The sequence below is a fragment of the Virgibacillus sediminis genome (genome assembly GCF_042643265.1).
In the GTDB taxonomy this organism is placed as follows: domain Bacteria; phylum Bacillota; class Bacilli; order Bacillales; family Amphibacillaceae; genus Virgibacillus_O; species Virgibacillus_O sediminis.
Genome location: NZ_JBHRRZ010000016.1, coordinates 135,661 through 156,290 on the forward strand (window position 1 = coordinate 135,661; position 20,630 = coordinate 156,290).

General features: G+C 44.9%; 21 protein-coding genes and 1 tRNA gene. 19 read left to right on the top strand and 3 right to left on the bottom strand.

Going from position 1 to position 20,630, the window contains the following annotated elements:
• Positions 1-4: 4 nt before the first annotated feature.
• The 5 genes from ACFODW_RS10860 to ACFODW_RS10880 all read left to right on the top strand — a co-directional run bounded on the left by ACFODW_RS10860 (position 5) and on the right by ACFODW_RS10880 (position 2,068).
• Positions 5-262: an RNA-binding S4 domain-containing protein gene (locus ACFODW_RS10860; protein WP_390306258.1), complete on the top strand. Its 258-nt coding sequence runs from the start codon at positions 5-7 to the stop codon at positions 260-262.
• A gap of 56 nt (positions 263-318) precedes the next feature.
• A complete protein-coding gene (gene yabP, locus ACFODW_RS10865) occupies positions 319-621 on the top strand; it encodes a sporulation protein YabP (RefSeq protein ID WP_390306260.1) in 303 nt (100 codons plus the stop codon).
• Entirely contained in the window at positions 618-1,217 is a 600-nt protein-coding gene (yabQ, locus tag ACFODW_RS10870; RefSeq protein ID WP_390306262.1) for a spore cortex biosynthesis protein YabQ, read from the top strand. The genes yabP and yabQ overlap by 4 nt, the downstream gene beginning before the upstream one ends.
• Positions 1,218-1,222: 5 nt before the next feature.
• Positions 1,223-1,603 (top strand): FtsB family cell division protein, encoded by a 381-nt coding sequence (locus ACFODW_RS10875; RefSeq protein ID WP_390306264.1) that lies wholly within the window; start codon positions 1,223-1,225, stop codon positions 1,601-1,603.
• A 78-nt stretch (positions 1,604-1,681) separates the two neighbouring features.
• Positions 1,682-2,068, top strand: coding sequence for a S1 domain-containing RNA-binding protein (locus ACFODW_RS10880; RefSeq protein ID WP_390272816.1), 387 nt, complete (start codon positions 1,682-1,684; stop codon positions 2,066-2,068).
• A gap of 143 nt (positions 2,069-2,211) precedes the next feature.
• Here the strand turns inward: ACFODW_RS10880 and ACFODW_RS10885 are convergent.
• The 3 genes from ACFODW_RS10885 to ACFODW_RS10895 form a co-directional block, all read right to left on the bottom strand.
• Positions 2,212-2,285: transfer RNA gene (locus ACFODW_RS10885), tRNA-Met, on the bottom strand.
• 86 nt (positions 2,286-2,371) lie between these two features.
• The gene (locus tag ACFODW_RS10890) at positions 2,372-3,910 is read right to left on the bottom strand and encodes a DHA2 family efflux MFS transporter permease subunit (protein WP_390306267.1); all 1,539 of its coding nucleotides are present in this window, start codon (positions 3,908-3,910) and stop codon (positions 2,372-2,374) included.
• A complete protein-coding gene (locus ACFODW_RS10895; protein WP_390306269.1) occupies positions 3,907-4,353 on the bottom strand; it encodes a MarR family winged helix-turn-helix transcriptional regulator in 447 nt (148 codons plus the stop codon). Before ACFODW_RS10895 ends, ACFODW_RS10890 begins: the two co-directional genes overlap by 4 nt.
• Positions 4,354-4,696: 343 nt before the next feature.
• Here ACFODW_RS10895 and spoIIE point away from each other — a divergent pair, with 343 nt between their 5' ends.
• The 14 genes from spoIIE to lysS all read left to right on the top strand — a co-directional run bounded on the left by spoIIE (position 4,697) and on the right by lysS (position 19,991).
• On the top strand, positions 4,697-7,150 hold the full coding sequence (gene spoIIE, locus ACFODW_RS10900) for a stage II sporulation protein E (protein WP_390306271.1): 2,454 nt from the start codon (positions 4,697-4,699) through the stop codon (positions 7,148-7,150).
• Between the two features lie 236 nt (positions 7,151-7,386).
• The gene (locus ACFODW_RS10905) at positions 7,387-8,118 is read left to right on the top strand and encodes a VWA domain-containing protein (RefSeq protein WP_390306273.1); all 732 of its coding nucleotides are present in this window, start codon (positions 7,387-7,389) and stop codon (positions 8,116-8,118) included.
• The gene (locus tag ACFODW_RS10910) at positions 8,087-9,004 is read left to right on the top strand and encodes a protein kinase domain-containing protein (protein WP_390306275.1); all 918 of its coding nucleotides are present in this window, start codon (positions 8,087-8,089) and stop codon (positions 9,002-9,004) included. Before ACFODW_RS10905 ends, ACFODW_RS10910 begins: the two co-directional genes overlap by 32 nt.
• A 62-nt stretch (positions 9,005-9,066) precedes the next feature.
• Positions 9,067-10,455 (top strand): tRNA lysidine(34) synthetase TilS, encoded by a 1,389-nt coding sequence (tilS, locus tag ACFODW_RS10915; RefSeq protein ID WP_390306277.1) that lies wholly within the window; start codon positions 9,067-9,069, stop codon positions 10,453-10,455.
• A 10-nt stretch (positions 10,456-10,465) separates the two neighbouring features.
• On the top strand, positions 10,466-11,014 hold the full coding sequence (gene hpt / locus ACFODW_RS10920) for a hypoxanthine phosphoribosyltransferase (RefSeq protein WP_390306279.1): 549 nt from the start codon (positions 10,466-10,468) through the stop codon (positions 11,012-11,014).
• Positions 11,015-11,168: 154 nt separating this feature from the next.
• Complete coding sequence (ftsH, locus tag ACFODW_RS10925; RefSeq protein ID WP_390306281.1) at positions 11,169-13,172, top strand: ATP-dependent zinc metalloprotease FtsH; 2,004 nt, start codon at positions 11,169-11,171, stop codon at positions 13,170-13,172.
• Positions 13,173-13,328: 156 nt separating this feature from the next.
• The gene (locus tag ACFODW_RS10930; RefSeq protein WP_390306283.1) at positions 13,329-14,096 is read left to right on the top strand and encodes a type III pantothenate kinase; all 768 of its coding nucleotides are present in this window, start codon (positions 13,329-13,331) and stop codon (positions 14,094-14,096) included.
• A gap of 32 nt (positions 14,097-14,128) precedes the next feature.
• Complete coding sequence (gene hslO / locus ACFODW_RS10935; RefSeq protein WP_390306285.1) at positions 14,129-14,998, top strand: Hsp33 family molecular chaperone HslO; 870 nt, start codon at positions 14,129-14,131, stop codon at positions 14,996-14,998.
• Between the two features lie 190 nt (positions 14,999-15,188).
• On the top strand, positions 15,189-16,118 hold the full coding sequence (gene cysK / locus ACFODW_RS10940; protein ID WP_390306287.1) for a cysteine synthase A: 930 nt from the start codon (positions 15,189-15,191) through the stop codon (positions 16,116-16,118).
• A 188-nt stretch (positions 16,119-16,306) separates the two neighbouring features.
• The gene (folP, locus tag ACFODW_RS10945; RefSeq protein WP_390306289.1) at positions 16,307-17,140 is read left to right on the top strand and encodes a dihydropteroate synthase; all 834 of its coding nucleotides are present in this window, start codon (positions 16,307-16,309) and stop codon (positions 17,138-17,140) included.
• A complete protein-coding gene (gene folB, locus ACFODW_RS10950) occupies positions 17,133-17,495 on the top strand; it encodes a dihydroneopterin aldolase (protein WP_390306292.1) in 363 nt (120 codons plus the stop codon). Before folP ends, folB begins: the two co-directional genes overlap by 8 nt.
• A complete protein-coding gene (folK, locus tag ACFODW_RS10955; protein ID WP_390306294.1) occupies positions 17,495-18,007 on the top strand; it encodes a 2-amino-4-hydroxy-6-hydroxymethyldihydropteridine diphosphokinase in 513 nt (170 codons plus the stop codon). The genes folB and folK overlap by 1 nt, the downstream gene beginning before the upstream one ends.
• Complete coding sequence (locus ACFODW_RS10960; RefSeq protein ID WP_390306296.1) at positions 17,977-18,201, top strand: helix-turn-helix domain-containing protein; 225 nt, start codon at positions 17,977-17,979, stop codon at positions 18,199-18,201. The genes folK and ACFODW_RS10960 overlap by 31 nt, the downstream gene beginning before the upstream one ends.
• Before the next feature lie 302 nt (positions 18,202-18,503).
• The gene (gene lysS, locus ACFODW_RS10965) at positions 18,504-19,991 is read left to right on the top strand and encodes a lysine--tRNA ligase (RefSeq protein ID WP_390306298.1); all 1,488 of its coding nucleotides are present in this window, start codon (positions 18,504-18,506) and stop codon (positions 19,989-19,991) included.
• Positions 19,992-20,630 lie beyond the last annotated feature (639 nt).

A 20,630-nucleotide genomic window follows, 5' to 3' on the forward strand; every position in this document is an offset into this window, starting at 1 on the left:
TTGTATGAGATTGGATAAGTTTTTGAAAATTTCCCGGTTAATCAAACGCAGGACATTGGCGAAGGAAGTCGCAGATCAAGGGCGGATTACTGTGAACGGCAATAAGGCGAAAGCTTCTACAGATGTGGCTGTAGGAGACGAACTGGTCATTAAATTTGGCCAGAAGCTGGTAACGATCGAAGTGACAGATCTGCGTGAAAATGTAAAGAAAGATGAAGCGGAAACATTGTATAAGGTGATTAAAGAAGAAAAGCCTGAATAAGTTCTAGACTTGTCCCTCCTTTCATAAAGTAAGAATGATAAGGAGGGGCTATTTATATGAATAATTATTATGAACCAAAGGAAAACTTGAATCGTACCCACACTGACCACTCTGTTAAACTCAACAACCGCAAGAACCTCGAAATAACTGGCGTCAAAGAAGTGGACAGCTTTGATAACGAAGAATTCCTGCTGGAAACCGTTATGGGCTATCTTATTGTGCGCGGTCAGAACCTTCAGCTTAAGAATTTGGATGTGGGGGATGGCGTTGTTTCCATAAAGGGTAGAATATATGAGCTTTCTTATGTCGACGAACAACAGGAGAAAGCTAAAGGAATCTTTAGCAAGCTGTTCCGATGACCCTTAGCGTCCAGTTCATCACAATGATTGCCATGGTTTTAAGTGGCTTCTATCTGGGTATAATACATGATACCTTCCGGCGGCTTGCCATTTATTGGAGAAACCGTGTATTATTGTCCTATTTTTTGGAAATCTGCTTTTGGCTGGCACAGACCGGTATTATCTTTTATATATTATTCCGTGCTAATGGAGGAGAGTTGCGGCTTTATATATTCCTTGCCTGCTTCCTGGGCTTTGCCGCTTATCAAGCATTGGCAGCAGATGTGTATAAGCGGGTGCTGGAATACCTGATCCAATGGTTTGCAGCTGTGTGGCGCTTTTTCAAGCGCACAGTCCAAGTTCTCCTCTTCACCCCTGTCAAATGGATGGTTCTTTTCCTGGCGGCCGTGCTGCTATGGCTGGCGAAGCTGCTGGGTATTATCTTGCTCTCTTTGTGGAAAGTAGCCATCACTCCAATTTATTGGCTACTGCGGCTTTTTTTATTCCTGTTACCGTCCAGCTGGCAAAAAAACTTGCACAAATTGGCAGGAGTTTATAGTACAATAAAGAATATATATAAAAAGTGCAGGGAGTATATCATGTCAAAGAGGAGGTAGAAGCTTTGGCTTCGGAGGAAAAAACAGTTACAAGATTAGATTCGAGCTATATGCAGAAATACGATGCGCATCAGGAAAGGCAGAAAAGGAAAAAGCAGCGTTTATTCCGGCGTCTTGTGCTTTTTTCCCTCATAGCACTGCTCGCTCTTGGAAGCATGGGAGTCTACCATATACAACAGAGAGCGCTTCATGCTGAGAAACTGGAAGAGTACCAGCATCTTGAAGAGGAACTGGTACAATTGGAACAGCAGGAAGCCGACTTGAAAGAGGAGATTGAACTGCTCAATAATGAAGAGTATGTATTGGATATTGCCCGCACGAATTATTTCTTTTCTAAAGAGGGCGAAATGATATTTAATATACCCGCGGAAGCCCCCTCATATTGACACCTTTTCATAAGGTTGGCTATAATATAAAAGAACTATATATTTTATTTTAATCTTTTAAGGAGGAGCATTTTTTTTATGTCAATCGAAGTAGGCAGCAAGCTGCAGGGAAAGGTAACTGGTATCACTAATTTTGGAGCTTTTGTGGAGCTCGAGGAAGGCAAAACCGGCCTTGTTCATATTAGTGAAGTTGCCGACAACTATGTCAAGGACATTAATGACCACTTGACTGTTGGTGATACAGTGACAGTAAAAGTTATTAATGTTGAAAAGGACGGCAAGATCGGCCTTTCCATCAAGAAAGCGAAGGATCGGCCCAAACGCCCACAACGAGATAATCGGGAACGCACGGAAACTTTCGAATCCAAGATGAACCGTTTCCTCAAGGACTCTGAAGACCGGTTGGCCTCTTTGAAGAAGCACACCGAATCCAAGCGTGGGGGAAGAGGTGCTAAAAGAGGATAGCAGTTGCTGTCTATAATAATGCTCTGTCATAGATGAAAAGCAGGTGTCTGCATAATATTTGCAGACACCTGCTTTTTTGGCAAAAAAACCTGTTAACCGTAAAGGCTAACAGGTTTTTTTCCGGAGATACCGGAATATTATGATGGCGGTGGAGGGGATCGAACCCCCGACCTCACGGGTATGAACCGTACGCTCTCGCCAGCTGAGCTACACCGCCGAATCAGTCAACAAAAAATATGATACAACAGAGTTCATCGTATGTCAACAAAAAATTCAAAGATGACCCACAAAGGGCCATCTTTATTACCTGTTTTCTAAACTTATTTTACCAGCACCTGCAGCCGTGAGTTGCCCGTCCTCCTGCTGTTCGGAGGATGATACTTCCTCTTCATCCGCCGGTCTGACCCTTTTAATGAAGAACGAGAGGAAAAAGCCTAAAATGGCACAGATTGTTGCTACCATGAAAGAGTCATTAATTCCCTCTATGGTTGCCAAATTCTCTAACTGTATAAGCTGCTGATCTGTCATTCCCTCCGCAGCCGGCATATAATCTGCAAGGTGTCTGGCCGTCTGGGCAGTCATCACGGTCACAAGAAAGGCTGTCCCGATAGACCCCGACATCTGCCTTAGCGTATTGGACATGGCCGTTCCATGTGCATAAAGCCTTTTAGGCAGCTGATTGAGCCCAGCGGTCATAATCGGCATCATAATCAAGGAGATGCCAATCATCCTTGTGCTGTAGGCAGCCATCATGAAATAATAGCCGGTCTCATCGGTGAGGCTGGAAAACATATAGGTGGTGACAGCTATGATTCCAAGGCCTGCCAAGGCTAATGGACGAGCGCCGATTCGGTCAAACAGTTTTCCGGTCAGTGGTGACATGACAGCAGATATAAGTGCGCCCGGCAGCAGAAGCAGGCCAGATTCGAGCGGAGAAAACCCCCGTATATTCTGTAAATAGATAGGGATCAGTATCATCGCTGCAAACATGGACATGGTGACAACGACATTGATGATTGTTGTCAGTGTAAACATGTTGTATTTAAAGACACGGAACTCAAGCATGGGGGTTTTCATTTTCAATTGCCTGGAAATAAAAAAGACCATGATCAGGGTTCCTGCACATAACGGAAATAATACTTCCATGCTTGTCCATCCTTTTTCTCCCGCACTGGAAAATCCGTAGAGCAATCCCCCGAATGCAAAAGTAGATAGAATGATAGAAGGTACATCCACTTTTGGATTGGTCAGCTTTGTGACATTCCTTAAGAGAAAGAAGGCTAAAATGACATCAATCACTGCTATAGGCAATACGATATAGAACAACACTCTCCATGAGTACGATTGTACGACAATACCTGATAGAGTAGGCCCAATTGCAGGCGCAAACATCATTGCCAATCCGATCATTCCCATCGCAGATCCCCGTCTATCCACAGGAAATAAACTGAGGATGACATTCATTAAGAGCGGCATCATGATACCGGCTCCGGCTGCCTGGACAATACGCCCGATGAGCAGGGAGGGATAGGAAAAGGATAAGGCACATATCAATGTTCCAACAGCAAACAATGACATCGCTGTAAGGAATAGCTGTCTGGTTGAAAATTTCTCCATTAAAAATGCAGTAATAGGAATTAATATACCGTTCACCAGCATGAAGATAGTTGTAAGAGACTGTGCTGCATTAGCGGACATTTCCAGGTCGACAATCATCACTGGGAGGGCCACATTCAACAATGTCTGGTTTAAAATAGCCACAAAAGCACCAAGCACCATGACAGAAATGATCGGGCCTTTTGCTACTTCTGTTGCATCTATAAAAGCTGATCTATCTTTCAATTCTCTTCATCTCCATTTAGTTTAATCTTTTCCTGCACCATTTGATGAAGGCGGAGCAATGTTTCTGCATCTTCATCTGTGATGTCCCCTAGCTTGTGCAAGCGTTTATGATACCTTTCTATACCTTCTTTTTGCTTGGCCCTGCCCTCTTCCGTAAGGTTCAAGATAATGGCCCGTCTGTCTTTTTTGGATTGCTCTCTTTGAAGGTGGCCAGCTTTTACCAACCGGTCCACCGTACTGCTGACTGTACTCTTTCCAAGATTCATTTTTCGGGTGAGTTCACCTAGACTCATATTGGGCTCCTCGGATACAAGTTTCATTATCTGAAGCTGTACCAGTGTTACCCCCATCTCATCAGCATGGTGCCACATCTGCCTATAAAAATATTTATTTACCTCACGAAAGGAATAAAGAATCTTCGTGACTTTTTCTTCTTTCTCCATGATCAATCTCCTTCGTATATAGAAATGTTCCAACGCGAACTATTTGTATAAGAACAATTATATGGAATTTAGCTGCTACTTTCAAGGATCTGGTTAAATGAACTTATTTTCTGTTTTTCGCCATAACTATGTAGTGTTCTACATGTGAAACCAGGAGACCAATGGCCGGAATATCCGCCATCCGCAACAGAAGGGTGAGCGAGGAGGTGAAAATTAGGCATGTAGAAATGCGCCTAATATTCAGAATATAGTCGAACGATTCTTTGGATAGGCTCTGACCGTTTGACAAAATCAGAAGGCATAATATGGTTCAATAACTAGAAAGAAGGGGAGGGGCTTTATTATGATGGATTCGCTTCCAAGGGCAGAAACGAAAACATTTGGAATGGGAAAAATTAATAGGTTAGGGAAACTGCGGGGGAGGGCAGTCCAAAAAATGAAGGCTGTCTTGCTCAATAAGGGATGGCTTTATGTTTTGGTCGGATTTCTATTAGGCCGTGCCGTCATATTGTCAGTGGTATCGCCATTTGCTGTGGCATTTATCGCAACATTGTGGGTCGTACATAAGGAGAAAGCAGCAAAGTCCATGTTGGCAGTATTGGCGGGCGCCTTCAGCTATTCGGCGATGCACAGTGTGTTCCTTGGGATGGCTATGCTTGTTTTTCTGCTTTTAGCCGGGATTTTCAAGAATGCCCACAGGCAGCAGATCATCATCCCATTATTTGTGTTCCTATCAACGGTGGCACCCCGGTTGTTTTTATATTCGATTAATGGACAACTGTCTTCCTATGAATGGCTGCTTCTTTTAGTCGAGGGGATATTAGGTACCGTACTTGTATTAATCTTTATGCAGAGTGTTCCACTAATATCACCAAAAAGGTTTAAACCGGCACTGAAAAATGAAGAAATTGTCTGCATGATTATTCTTCTTGCTTCTATATTGACGGGGACAATCGGCTGGGAGGTGTATGGCGCTTCACTGGAACAGGTTTTCTCCCGATACTTTGTACTGTTGCTAGCATTTGTCGGTGGGGCATCTATTGGTTCTACAGTGGGGGTAGTGGCGGGCTTGATACTATCTCTGGCCAACGTAGCGAACCTGTATCAAATGAGTCTGTTGGCTTTTTCTGGCCTGTTGGGCGGTCTGCTGAAGGAAGGGAGGAAACCAGGGGTTGCAGCAGGACTCCTTGTGGGCACCTTTTTAATAGGGATCTATGGAAACGCTACAGCCGTAGTACCGTCCTTGATAGAGTCCTCTTTTGCAATTGGGTTGTTCTTCCTCACACCGGCTAGCTGGATAAAGACATTGTCCCGCTATATTCCTGGAACAGAGGAATATACGAATGAGCAGGATCAATATCTGCAAAAGATACGAAACGTAACTGCTAGGAGGGTGGAGCAGTTTTCGGATGTGTTTCAGGCTTTGGCCAAAAGTTTCTCGAATACGGAACACGATCTAGAGGATGATATGGAGACAAAGCGCGAGACAGATTATTATTTGAGTCAGGTGACGGAAAAAACTTGTCAGACCTGCTTTATGAAGGAGCGCTGCTGGCAGAAACAATTTGATTATACCTATTCGCTGATGGAAGAGATAAAAGAGGATGCAGTGGGTGGAAATACCCTGAACAGAAAGGCAGCAAGAGAGTTTGAAAGCTACTGTGTCAAGCCTCAGAAGGTACTGGAAGCGATGAAGCAGGAGGCTTCTTTTTTCGAAGCGAATCGAAAGCTGAAGCAACAGGTATTGGAAAGCAAAAGGCTCGTTGCAGACCAGCTGCAGGGAGTGTCGGAAGTGATGGAGGACTTTGCCAAAGAGATAGTTAAAGAGCGCCAGCACCATGAACAGCAGGAGGCTCAGATTCTACATGCTCTAAAATATATGGGGATTGAACTGGAAAAGCTTGATATTTATTCCCTGGATAAAGGGAATATCGACATCGAGATGACAGCGGCCTTTTACGAATATCATGGAGAGGGGGCCAAGCTGATTGCACCGCTCTTATCAGACATTTTAAATGAAGTGGTTATTGTAAAACAGGAGGAGATTTCCCCATTTGCCCATGGTTACAGTTTTCTGGCCTTTGGATCGGCAAAGGAATTTGTTGTACAAACTGGGGCGGCAAGCGCTGCAAAAGGAGGAGGTTTGATCTCAGGGGACAGCTATACAACGATTGAGCTGGGGGCAGGAAAATATGCTATGGCAATTAGTGATGGCATGGGAAACGGTGAAAGGGCAAGAGAAGAAAGTGTAGAGACTCTGCGCTTGCTGCAGCAAATTCTCCAGACGGGAATTCCTGAAAAAGTGGCGATTAAGTCCATAAATTCTATTCTGTCATTACGGACAACAGATGAAATGTTTGCAACGCTGGATCTGGCCGTAATTGACCTGCATGATGCCTTTGTTCAGTTCCTAAAGATTGGGTCGACACCAAGCTTTATTAAACGAGGAGATAAAATGCTGAAGGTGGAGGCCAGCAATCTTCCGATGGGAATCGTACAGGATTTCGAGGTAGATATAGTAAGTGATCAGCTGATGGACGGTGATATACTGATTATGATGAGTGACGGAATATTTGATGGCCCGAAACATGTAGAGAATACAGATTTATGGATCAAACGCAAGGTGCGGGAGATGCGGACGGAGGAGCCTCAGGAAATTGCCGACCTTCTTTTAGAAGAAGTAATACGCACTAGGGAGGGGGCCATTGTTGATGATATGACTGTGCTGGTGGTCAAAATAGAAAAGAATAAACCAAAATGGGCAACAATACCAGCATTCAGTACAGAGGCCCAGTAGATGGAAGAATTGCATCTGCTTGAGAAACTTCAGAATTGGGAGCCGCATCCTATTGTGCGAACCTACCTCTCTTGGAGGCTGTCCGCATATGTGAGGGACTAAAGATGAGCACAAAAAATTTGTGTTCCTGGGTTCCTTGCCTATGCACACCTCTGGCCGGCCGGGTTCGCTTTTTTATGTTTAATTTCTCCTTTTCTTGCCTATCCTTTTAGGGAAATAGATGGGAGGTATAGGCTTTGAGAAAAGGGACGCTAAAACAGATATTGTTGATTACAGACGGTTGTTCCAATAAAGGGGAAAGCCCGGCGGCTGCAGCTGCTTTAGCCAATAAACAGGGCATTACCGTTAATGTGATTGGAATCTTGGAAGAAGGTATGGAACAGCCGGAAGGGTTGGAAGAGGTAGAGGAAATCGCTCATTCCGGCGGAGGTGTCAGCCAACTTGTTTATCAGCAGGCATTGTCACAAACGGTGCAGATGGTTACAAAACAGGCAATGACACAGACCCTGCAAGGGTTTGTGAACAAGGAACTCCAACAGATTCTGGGGCCGGATAATTCTATGGAGGACTTGGAACCGGAGAAACGCGGGGAAATTATGGAAGTAGTGGAGGACATGGGGGAGACCTGTGATCTGGAAGTGCTCGTCCTTGTTGATACGAGTGCCAGTATGTCTGATAAACTCCCTACCGTAAAGGAAGCACTTGCTGACCTTTCCATTAGCCTGAATGCCCGCATTGGGAGGAATCGTTTCAGTATATTCCAATTTCCCGGCAAACGCGGGGACATTGAACGTGTTATGGGATGGTCCTCTGAGTTATCGTCCGTTGAGCGTCTTTTTCCTAAGCTGTCAAGCGGTGGAGTCACCCCGACGGGACCTGCCATACGAGAAGCCATGTACCAGTTTGGTAAGAAGAATCTCAGAAGGAGCTTAAGGGATGAACGAGGCATGGAAGAGACAGGCTATTGATTTAAGGCCGGGGATGAAGGTCCATGGGAAGTGGCATGGACACACCTATACTATCCGCCGAAAGCTTGGCTCTGGAGCGGTTGGGTCTGTATACTTATGTGAATCAAGGGGAAAAACAGCTGCATTGAAGATCAGTGAAAAAGGCCCCTCATTAGCTATGGAAGTCAACGTCTTGAAGTCTCTCAACAAGGTCCAAGGAAGCCCGCTTGGACCTTATTTAATGGAAGTAGATGATTGGCGGTCTCCAGCTGGAAGAACCTATCCATTTTATGTCATGGAATATCTGCAAGGAAAGTCATTATCAGAGTTCGTTGCCCGGAATGGCAGCGGCTGGGTCGGCGTTTTGATGCTGCAGCTGCTTGATGACCTGCACCGATTGCACCAAGCCGGTTGGATATATGGTGATTTGAAGCCGGAAAACCTTCTTGTACTTGAAAAGCCTGGACGTATACGCTGGGTCGATGTTGGGGGAACAACACAAACCGGGAGGGCGATCAAGGAATATACGGAGTTTTTCGACCGCGGTTATTGGGGGTTGGGGTCAAGGAAAGCGGAAGCAGGATATGACCTTTTTGCATTAGTAATGGTATTTTTGAATATCTATTACCCCAAGCGGTTTGAAAAAGGGTCTGACCCGGCAAAGACCCTGATAAAAAGAATTAATGGGATAAGAGCTTTGTATCCATACCGCCAGCCCTTAACTAAGGCGGTGCTCGGCCATTATGTCTCCAGTGCGGAAATGAAGAGGGATATAGCTCAAGTTGTAAAGGGCATCCAGCCCAAACGGAGTGCTTCCAGAAAGAAACAGAAGCCCCCGCTCTTGGCGGAAAGCGGATTAATTGGAATAATGGCCGTGTTTTATTATTTCCTTTCACTTATCTTGTAGTGGAAAAAGATATATTGGTATAGTTAGGTTACTACTTATTCACTATGGGAGATGGCTTTACTTTGAAACAGGAAGTTATGGCATTTATAAAAAAACACCAGCTGCTCAAAGAAGGCAGTACCGTACTGGCAGGTGTCTCAGGAGGACCGGATTCCATGGCCCTCCTCCATTATCTCTCTACATTAAGACAAGAGTGGGGGCTGAAGGTCGTAGCTGTATGTGTGGATCATCAGCTGAGGGGGGAAGAGTCAAAGGATGATCTGGAATACGTGAGAGATATCTGCCGGGAGTGGGGCATCCCTTTTAAAGGGGCTTCACTGGATGTGCCTTCATATAAACGCAGAAAACAGATCGGTACGCAGGTTGCCGCCCGTACATTGCGTTACCGCTATTTTGCTGAACAAATGGAGGCTTATAGGGCCGATTATCTGGCACTCGGCCATCACTCTGATGATCAAGTGGAAACATTGCTGATGAGCCTGGTCCGGGCAGGAAGCTCCAGTTCGTTCACGGGCATCCCAGTAAAAAGAGAATTTGCCGGGGGGAGCATCATTCGGCCTCTTTTAACAGTAACTAAGGAAGATATTGAAGCTTATTGTAAAGAACACTCCATATACCCAAGGCGGGATCCTTCCAACGAGGAGATAAACTACACCAGGAATTTCTACCGGAAACAGGTAATCCCTCTTCTAAAGCAAAAAAACAGGAATATACATACGACTGTCCAGCATCTAAGTGAAACTATTCAGGAAGATGACCATTACCTATGGGCGGAAGCGGAAAAAGCAGTAAAAAATACCGTCGAATGGGGAGAAGATTGGAAGCAAGCAACACTTGAAATCCCTCTGTTTCGCAAGTATGCTCCTGCTTTACAAAGAAGAGCCTTTCATCTAATATTAAACTATCTATATGATAAATTGCCTAAGGACTTATCCTATATTCACGAAGAGCATTTTTTTGTATTATTAAAGAAGGATAAGGGTAATATTCAAATAGATTTCCCTGGAAAGCTTAAGGTTGAAAAGTCTTATGGAAAGATTGTCTTTTATTTTCCGCGGGGCACACAGGACCCATCCTACCATTATACACTCCCTACACCAGGCAGCATTGTACTGCCGGATGGTTCGGTGATCCGAAGTTATTTCGGGGAGTGGGAGGAAAGCGGAGACAGCTTCCACTATTGCTGTTCCAGTCAAGTTGCCCTGCCCATACATATCCGCACTCGCCAGCCTGGTGACCGTTTATCCCTCCGAGGGATGACAGGTACAAAAAAGCTGAAAGATATTTTTATCGACGAAAAGGTTCCTAGAAAGGAAAGGGAACATTGGCCTGTTGTTACGGATAATGATGGCAATATCCTCTGGCTGGCAGGGTTGAGGAAAGGACAGGCGCCTTGTCGGACGGCAGACACTTCAGCTATCCATATAAAGTATGAAAAAAGAGACGTGTAGGAGGACAATCATGCATAATGATATTAAAGAAGTATTGATATCCGAGGAAGAAATAGCACAGAAGTGCAAAGAACTAGGGAAGCAGCTGGCAGAAGAGTACGATGGCAAATTTCCGCTTGCCATTGGCGTACTCAAAGGAGCTATGCCATTCATGTCCGATATTCTGCGCCGAATCGAGGTCCCGTTGGAAATGGACTTTATGGATGTGTCCAGTTATGGCAGTGGAACCACATCAAGCGGCGAGGTTAAAATCGTTAAAGACTTGGACACCAAGGTGGAAGGCCGTGACCTGCTGATCATCGAAGATATTATCGACAGCGGATTGACATTAAGCTATTTGATTGATTTATTTAAATACCGCAAGGCCAATTCCATCAAAATTGTCACCCTGCTGGATAAACCTGCCGGCAGAACGGCCGCTATCAAAGCGGATGTAGTGGGCTTCGAGGTACCGAACGAATTTGTAGTCGGCTATGGGCTGGATTATGATGAAAAGTATCGTAACCTTCCTTATATAGGCATATTAAAGCCAGAGGTTTATAGCGAGAAATTAAAGTAAATAGAGAAGTATATACATACGGGAAAGACTAGCAGGATAATCCAGGCTTCCCGCATTGGAAATAGCGGGTTTTACGAGGATATATTAGTTGTATATAAACTTTTCTGTATGGTACGATGTTATATAGTTTTTCCCGTTTGGGAGGAGGTTGGCAATGAACCGGATATTTCGGAATGTATTCTTTTGGATACTCATATTCTTAGTCGTAGTAGGGATCATTGGAGTATTCCAAGGACAAAATGAAGAAACACAGCAATTGAATGTACAAGAATTTTATGATGCGCTGAACAATGGTGAAGTCGAAGAAATGCAGATGAAGCCAGTAAACGGCGTTTATCGTATAACAGGGACATTGACAGGAGACAGTGATCAATTCGTTACACAGGTTCCTGATAATACCGATATTATAGCTTCTATTACGAACCAGGCGCTAGAGCAGAGCATTCTGCATGTCGAGCAGGAGGACCAGCCAAGCCCATTCATGAGCTTCTTGACCATGATGCTGCCCTTCCTCATCATTGGTTTGCTTTTCTTCTTTATACTCAGTCGTGCCCAAGGTGGCGGCGGTGGCGGCGGCCGTGTCATGAACTTTGGTAAAAGCAAGGCGAAAATGTATACAGAAGATAAGAAGAAAGTCCGCTTCAAAGATGTTGCAGGAGCTGACGAGGAGAAACAGGAACTCGTCGAGGTTGTGGAATTCCTGAAAGACCCTCGCAAGTTCTCTGCTGTGGGTGCAAGGATACCGAAAGGGGTGCTTCTCGTAGGGCCTCCGGGGACAGGTAAAACCTTACTTGCACGTGCAGTTGCAGGGGAAGCAGGAACCCCGTTCTTCTCCATCAGTGGTTCCGACTTTGTAGAGATGTTCGTGGGTGTCGGTGCTTCCCGTGTGCGAGATTTATTTGAAAATGCGAAGAAAAACGCACCGTGCATCATTTTCATTGATGAAATAGATGCAGTAGGAAGACAGCGCGGTGCCGGTCTCGGAGGAGGCCATGATGAACGTGAGCAGACCTTGAACCAACTTCTTGTGGAAATGGATGGTTTCGGGGCTAACGAAGGAATTATTATGATCGCCGCGACCAACCGTGCAGATATCCTAGATCCGGCTCTCCTCCGCCCGGGCCGTTTTGACCGCCAGATTATGGTGGACCGCCCGGATGTGAAAGGCCGTCAGGATGTATTGAAGGTTCATGCGAGAAACAAGCCGTTGGATGAAACTGTGGATCTGAAGACAATTGCCATGAGGACTCCAGGCTTTTCCGGGGCAGATCTAGAAAATCTGCTAAATGAAGCAGCACTTGTTGCAGCTAGGGATGACAGAAAGAGTATCAACCAGTTAGATGTCGATGAGGCGATCGACCGTGTTATTGCCGGACCTGCCAAGAAGAGCAGGGTGATATCCGAGAAGGAACGGAATATTGTGGCATATCACGAGAGCGGTCATACCATCATTGGAATGGTGCTGGATGACGCAGATTTCGTCCACAAAGTCACCATCGTTCCACGGGGACAGGCAGGCGGTTACGCCGTTATGCTTCCGAGGGAAGACAGGTACTTCATGACGAAACCGGAACTGTTCGATAAAATCACCGGACTGCTTGGCGGCCGGGTTGCGGAAGAGATTATATTCGGAGAAGTTAGTACCGGCGCTTCCAATGACTTTCAGCGTGCGACTAACATTGCCCGCAAGATGATTACCGAATATGGTATGAGTGATAAAATAGGTCCTCTGCAGTTCACAAGCGGTGGAGGCGGAGACGTCTTCCTTGGCAGGGACATTAACAATGATCAGAATTATAGTGATACGATTGCACACGAGATTGATCAAGAGATGCAAAACTTTATCAATCATTGTTACGACCGGGCAAAATCCATTCTTACTGAGCATAAGGATAAGCTTGAAATTGTGGCAAAAACGCTGCTCGACGTGGAGACGCTGGATGCCAAGCAAATACGCTCATTATTTGATCACGGGGTACTTCCTGATCCGGAAGATGACACGGATATGAAGGTGAACATCCAATCCAAGGATGAAGCTGATGCCGAGGATGCAGGGTCTGAGGAAAGTGAACCCCCTCTAACAGAGGAAGATAAGAAAGACCAGATAACGACAGATAATAAGCCTTCGTCGGATGATGAAGAGAGAAGAAATGATTAAGGGAATGTAATGGACGGCAGCCGACCAAAAGGGAGGCTGCCGTTTTATGTTTGGAGACCGCAGTATTCCTGGATATTATGCCAACTTGAATTATGGTATATTAATAAAAAAAAGAAACCATTCTGCTACGGATGTATAGGAAGGTCTGATAAGGAAATGTTATTCGTACTTGATGTGGGGAATACAAATACTGTTCTGGGGGTTTTTGACCAGGGTGACCTAAGGTATCAATGGAGGATTAAGACAGACCGATATAAGACGGAAGATGAATTCGGCATATTGATCGAGTCCTTGTTTGATCACAAGGGAGTTGCATTTTCGGATATTCATGGGGTGGTCATTTCGTCTGTGGTACCGCCAATCATGTTTGCGATGGTAAAGATGTCCAAAGATTATTTTGGATTGGAACCTTTGGTGATAGGCAAGGATAATGTGGAATCGTCTCTAAAAATGGCATATCCCAATCCGGCGGAGATCGGGGCTGACAGAGTGGTGAACGCAGTGGCCGGAATCCATGAGTATGGCTCACCGCTCATTATCATCGATTTCGGGACCGCTACTACCTTTTGCTATATCGACCAGTACGAAGCTTATCATGGAGGGATAATAGCTCCTGGGATAAATATCTCAATGGAGGCCCTTTATACGAAAGCGTCCAAACTGCCAAAAATTGAGATAGAGGCACCGGAGAGAGTAGTGGGAACCTCTACCGTGGGAGCGATGCAGTCCGGTGTTTTCTATGGATATGTCGGACAAGTGGATAGCATTGTGGAAAGGATAGAAGCCGAAGTGGGGACACGGCCTACCGTAGTTGCTACAGGAGGCCTTGCTCCCCTGATCTCAGATGAATCGAAGACGATAGATATTGTTGATCCATATTTAACGCTGAAAGGCTTATATTTAATTTATCAATATAATCAATAATAACAATAAACTGCTTGAAAAGGAGTATCAACATGAAGGACTATTTGATAAAAGCAACAGCCCATAAGGGAATGGTACGTGCTTACGCGGCAACTACGACAAATACTGTGGAAGAGGCCCGCCGCCGTCAGGATACATGGGCGACTGCTTCAGCTGCTTTAGGAAGAACTTTGACGATCACAGCCTTGATGGGTGCAATGCATAAGGGTGACGACTCTATCACGGTGAAAGTGGAAGGTGATGGCCCGCTGAAGGCAATTGTTACAGACGGTGATGCCCAAGGCCATGTTCGTGGATATGTCGGAAACGGCCATGTCGATTTTGATTTGAATGCCAAAGGGAAACTGGATGTAGCGCGCGCAGTCGGAACGCAGGGAAGTATAAGTGTAACAAAAGATTTAGGGTTGAAAGATTACTTTACAGGAGAAGTTCCTATTGTCTCCGGTGAGATAAGTGAAGATTTCACCTATTATTTTGCCAATTCCGAGCAAATACCTTCAGCGGTAGGTGCAGGTGTACTGGTTAACCCCGATCATACTATACTTGCGGCAGGCGGTTTTATTGTGCAAGTAATGCCGGGAGTAGACGAAGATGTGATTACACGGCTGGAAGAGCAGATAAAATTCCTTCCGCCGATTTCTACGCTGATTCGTGAAGGAAAGTCCCCGGAGGAAATCCTTCAGCAGCTCTTCGGGGAAAGCGATCTGAAGATCCATGAAACCATGCCGGTGGAGTTCCGCTGCCGCTGCTCCAAAGAAAGAGTGGAACAAGCAATCGTTGGGCTAGGAAATGAAGAAATCCAAGCAATGATCGATGAAGATCATGGAGCAGAAGCGAATTGCCATTTTTGCAATGAGACCTACCACTTTTCAGAAGAAGAATTAAAAGGGTTGCTAAAATAAAAAGGACTCTAAGAGCTGGACAGAAGTAGTCATTCCTTGATGCCCCTTTAAAGGGAAGGATGGCCGCTGTGATTCAATTTAAATCTATCGTTTTTCTAATTTATTTGCTACTTCATTGTTGACATTACTTGGATAAAGCAGTAAATTTGAATTAAACATATAACTTAACTAGGGATTAGGAGGAGACGTAATGAGAGTAGCGGATAATATAGCAGGCTTGATCGGACAGACCCCTATTGTAAAATTGAATGGTGTAACCGATGAAAATAGTGCAGATATCTATTTGAAATTAGAGTTTTATAACCCAGGAAGCTCCGTCAAAGACCGTATTGCTTTGGCCATGATAGAGGCCGCTGAAAAGGAAGGAAAATTGAAAGAAGGCGACACTATCATTGAGCCGACCAGCGGAAATACCGGGATCGGACTGGCTATGGTAGCGGCAGCCAAGGGCTATAAAGCTGTCTTGGTTATGCCTGACACCATGAGTCAAGAGCGCCGTAATCTTCTGCGTGCCTATGGGGCCGAGCTCGTACTGACTCCTGGAGCGGAGGCCATGAAAGGCGCTATTAAAAAGGCGGAGGAATTAAAAGAAGAGCATGGCTATTTCATGCCTCAGCAGTTCAATAACGAAGCTAACCCTGAGATTCATGCCCAAACAACAGGGAAAGAGATTGTTGAACAGATGAAAGACGGCTTGGACGCATTTGTTTCAGGTATCGGTACCGGGGGTACGATTACAGGGGCCGGTAAAGTGCTGAAGGAGAAATTTGATGGAGTTAAGCTATATGCAGTAGAGCCGAAAGACTCCCCTGTATTGTCCGGTGGTTCACCAGGGCCGCATAAAATTCAGGGCATCGGCGCAGGTTTCGTGCCAAAAGTACTGGACACAAACGTATATGATGAAATACTGCAGGTGACGAATGAAGAGGCTTATGCTGCGTCCCGCGAAGTGGCTACTACAAATGGTATCCTGGGAGGTGTCTCTTCCGGTGCTGCTGTTCATGCGGCGAAACAAGTAGCGAAGGAGTTAGGCGCTGGCAAGAAGGTGCTCGCCATTCTTCCAGATAATGGAGAGCGCTATCTATCCACACCTCTCTACCAATTCGAAGAAGATAAGTAAAATGAACGGTGAAACTGATCTCCGAAATCCAAGGGGGTCAGTTTTTTATATTAGCAAGAAAGTCCATATAAAGTATATGAATTGGCATACCGTCATTGGCAAGCAAGGACAGCTGCGTCCATAGCCATATCTGACCGAACTATGATAAGCTATTGGATAAATATAAACGGAAGCGAGTTGTCATAGAGATGAAGTTGAAGGTTAAAGAGAAAGAGCTGAACCTGTCAGATCGGACCCATATCATGGGCATTCTGAATGTAACTCCCGATTCTTTTTCAGACGGGGGCAGGTACAACACAGTGGAAAGGGCGGTTGAACAGGCCAAAGAGCTGGCAGATCAAGGTGCTGACATTATTGATATTGGAGGCGAGTCCACAAGGCCAGGCCACGAACCGGTCTCTGCTGCTCAGGAGATTGACAGAGTTGTGCCGGTAATCAAAGCGGTCAAAGAGACGTTGGATATACCTATTTCCATTGATACATACAAGGCGGAAACTGCAAGAGAAGCTGTAGAAGCTGGAGCAGATATTATCAATGATGTATGGGGAGCTAAAAAGGAGCCGGCGATTGCTGGGGTTGCTGCCGAATACGGAGTTCCGATCATCCTCATGCATAACAGGGATAATATAGACTATACATCACTGATTGATGATATGAAAAGTGACTTGCAGGAAAGTATCGATATTGCCCGCAGAGCCGGTGTAAAAGAAGAAAACATCATTCTCGACCCCGGAGTAGGATTCGCAAAAACAGCCGAGGGCAACCTTGCTGTTATGAACCATTTGGAAGAATTCACCCAAATGGGATATCCGCTGCTACTGGCAACTTCACGCAAAAGGTTCATTGGAAGTGTGTTGGATGTACCGGCAGAGGAAAGAGACATTGGGACAGGCGCTACCACATGCTTAGGGATTGTTAAAGGTGCTCATATGGTGCGTGTTCATAATGTCAAAGTAAATGCAGAACTGGTAAAAATGATGGATGCAATGCTCCATGCAAATGGGGGGATGCCAAATGGATAAAATTATACTGAATAAGATGCGGTTTTATGGATTCCATGGACTGTTTCCTGAGGAGAATAAGCTTGGCCAGCGCTTTGATGTGGATGCAGAACTTTTCCTGGACTTGAAGAGGGCTGGAAAGACCGATAACATGGAGAATTCCATAAACTATGGGGAAGTTTATGAGAGGATCGGGGCCTTAGTCGAAGGGGAGGCTGTGAATCTAATTGAAACCCTTGCTGAAAGAATTGCTGATGAGTTGCTGGGCGATTTCCCCCTCTTGGCAGCGTGCAGAGTGAAAGTGATTAAGCCGGATCCGCCGATTCCAGGCCATTATGAATCAGTGGCTGTGGAAATATACAGGGAGAGAGATTGATGAATACTGCTTTTATAGCACTTGGGACAAATATTGAACCACGTGAGGAACACTTAACTAGTGCGTTATCTTTATTAGATGGCAACCCCTATGTGTCCATAAGGAAAAGGTCTTCGATTTATCAAACAGCACCGGTCGGTTATACGGATCAGGATGATTTTCTTAATATGGTCGTAGAGATAATTACAACCAAGTCATCATTGGAGCTATTGGAAATTTGCCAGAGTGTCGAGAAAGAATTAGGAAGGAAAAGGGATATCCGCTGGGGTCCGCGCACAATAGACCTTGACATTTTGCTCTATAATCAAGAAAATAGTAAAATGGAAAGGTTGATCATACCCCACCCGAGAATGCATGAACGTGCATTCGTGCTTATTCCTCTGCATGAAATTGCCCCCAATTTGGTAATCCCGGGGATGGATGGGCATGTGGGTGATTTTATAGATAGACTTCCAGAATCAGACATAAGGGATGTTAAAAAATGGACAGAAGGCGACTCGGCAGAAGGGTAAAGGGCTTCCGCAAACTAAAAGGTTACACACAGCATGAATTTGCGGAAGAATTGAATGTCTCTATTGCGGTGTTGGGTGCACTGGAGCGCGGTACGAGAAAACCGACAAAAGAGCTGGTTGAGCGGATTGCTCAGATTTTGGCCATTACTACCGAAGAACTTACACTCGAAGGAGTTCAGGATAGTAATAATTAGGAAGGGCGCCCGCTGGCTGATTTATCAGATAGTAGAAGGAAGGCCAGGAAAAGCCGGTTACTGTTAAAGTGGAACAGGCTGGGGCTTTAAAATCATCTACGTTGTGTTCCATAATGCTTGCACTTTTTTTACGTATGCCAATGATATGGGAGCCAAAAATGTACGTTAATGATTCAGATAATCTGCCGGCATATTGCCGGCAGGTTTTTATTCATTTATACTCTTCCTATAGAAACGTGAAACGGGCGCTTATGTTCTATATACTAATAGGTACATAATAAAAAGGACTGGAGTGGTTACAGATGTCAGAAGAATTGAATGAACAAATGCGGGTGCGGCGTGACAAATTGAATGATTACCGCGAACAGGGACTGGACCCTTTCGGCGGGAAGTTCACTCGTACACATACAGCTTCCGAGCTGGTCGGTATATATGAAGAGTTTTCTAAAGAGGAACTTCAGGAAAAAGAAACAGAAACGCAGGTAACTATTGCAGGCCGGGTTATGACTAAACGAGGCAAAGGGAAAGCAGGCTTTGCTCACGTGCAGGACCTAAGCGGGCAAATCCAGATCTACGTTCGTAAAGATTCAGTAGGGGAACAGGCTTATGAAATATTCCAATCTGTCGATATGGGAGATATTATTGGTGTTACCGGGGTAATGTTCAAAACCAAGGTAGGGGAACTATCCGTGAAGGCCAAGGAACTCCACCTTCTTACAAAGTCCCTACGCCCATTGCCGGAGAAATATCATGGGTTGAAGGATGTTGAACAGCGTTATCGCCAGCGTTATCTGGATTTGATGACAAACATGGATAGTAAAGAAACGTTTGTACTCAGGAGCAAGATTATCCAGTCCATGAGACGTTACCTGGATGGTCAGGGGTTTCTTGAAGTAGAGACTCCAATGATGCATGGTATTCCGGGTGGAGCATCTGCACGTCCTTTTGTAACTCATCATAATGCCCTGGACGTACCGTTGTATATGCGTATCGCAATCGAGCTTCATTTGAAACGGTTGATCGTAGGAGGAATGGAAAAGGTCTATGAAATTGGCCGTGTCTTCCGAAATGAGGGAGTTTCCACTAGACACAATCCTGAATTTACGATGATCGAACTATATGAAGCGTATGCCGACTATCATGATATTATGGAGTTGACGGAAAACCTAGTGGCCCATATTGCTAAAGAAGTGCTCGGACGGACAACGGTGACTTACGGGGATAGTGAAGTAAACTTGGAACCTAAGTGGACAAGGCTTCATATGGTAGATGCTGTCAAGGAAGCGACCGGCGTGGATTTCTGGGAACAAATGAGTGATGAAAAAGCCCGGGAGCTAGCCAAGGAACATCATGTGGAGGTTTCAGAAACCATGACGTTTGGCCATGTCATAAATGAATTCTTTGAGCAAAAGGTAGAGCATACGCTTATCCAGCCGACCTTTATCTACGGCCATCCAGTGGAGATTTCTCCACTTGCTAAGAAAAACGAGGAGGACGGGCGTTTTACGGATCGGTTTGAGTTGTTTATTGTAGGCCGGGAACATGCGAATGCATTTAGTGAATTGAATGATCCGATAGATCAGAGAGAAAGATTTGAGGAACAAGTGAAGGAAAGAGAAGCCGGGAATGACGAAGCACATCTAATGGATGATGACTTCCTGGAAGCCCTCGAATATGGAATGCCCCCGACAGGCGGTTTGGGAATTGGAATCGACAGGCTTGTGATGCTTCTTACTAATTCCCCGTCTATACGGGATGTCCTGCTTTTCCCTCAAATGAGAAATAAATAAATGGTTAATGTTCGGCCCCGGCATTTTTATGCCGGGTTTTTTATTGGAATCTTAAACAGAATTCAATGGGTGAGCAGAAATAGCCAGGTCCAGTGCTATTGCTCAACGACTGCAAGTCCCTCTTGTTAGCACTTGTGGAAGGACGGGGTTGAAGCGCCTGTACAACTACTAGAGCATGAGGTAGTCTGTGCACCACAAAACACGTGACCGTTCCTTTTGTTTATAGAAGTTGAAATTTGATTTAAAGAGAGGGAACTAAATGAAATTCTCTTTTAAAAGGGGTTGATTTCTTAATTGAAACATGGTAAATTAAATATCGTTGCTCAGACAGAAAGCGACAAAACATTTTCCGCAAAAAAATGTGTTGACTTTCAACTGGGAAACGTGATATATTATTAAAGTCGCTAAATTGAGAGGCGGCAAACCACTTTTCGACAAAAAATAACTTAAAAAAGTTATTGACATCGAACGGTGAAGATGATACACTAATTGAGTCGCTGAAAAAACAGCGGAAACAATTTGCTCTTTGAAAACTGAACAAAACAACCAGTATGTCAAGAAGAAACAACTCGTTTTTTCTTATAAACAAGCAGAAGCATTGCTTCTGCAAAAGCTAAGACATTCGGTAGGATTGATTGG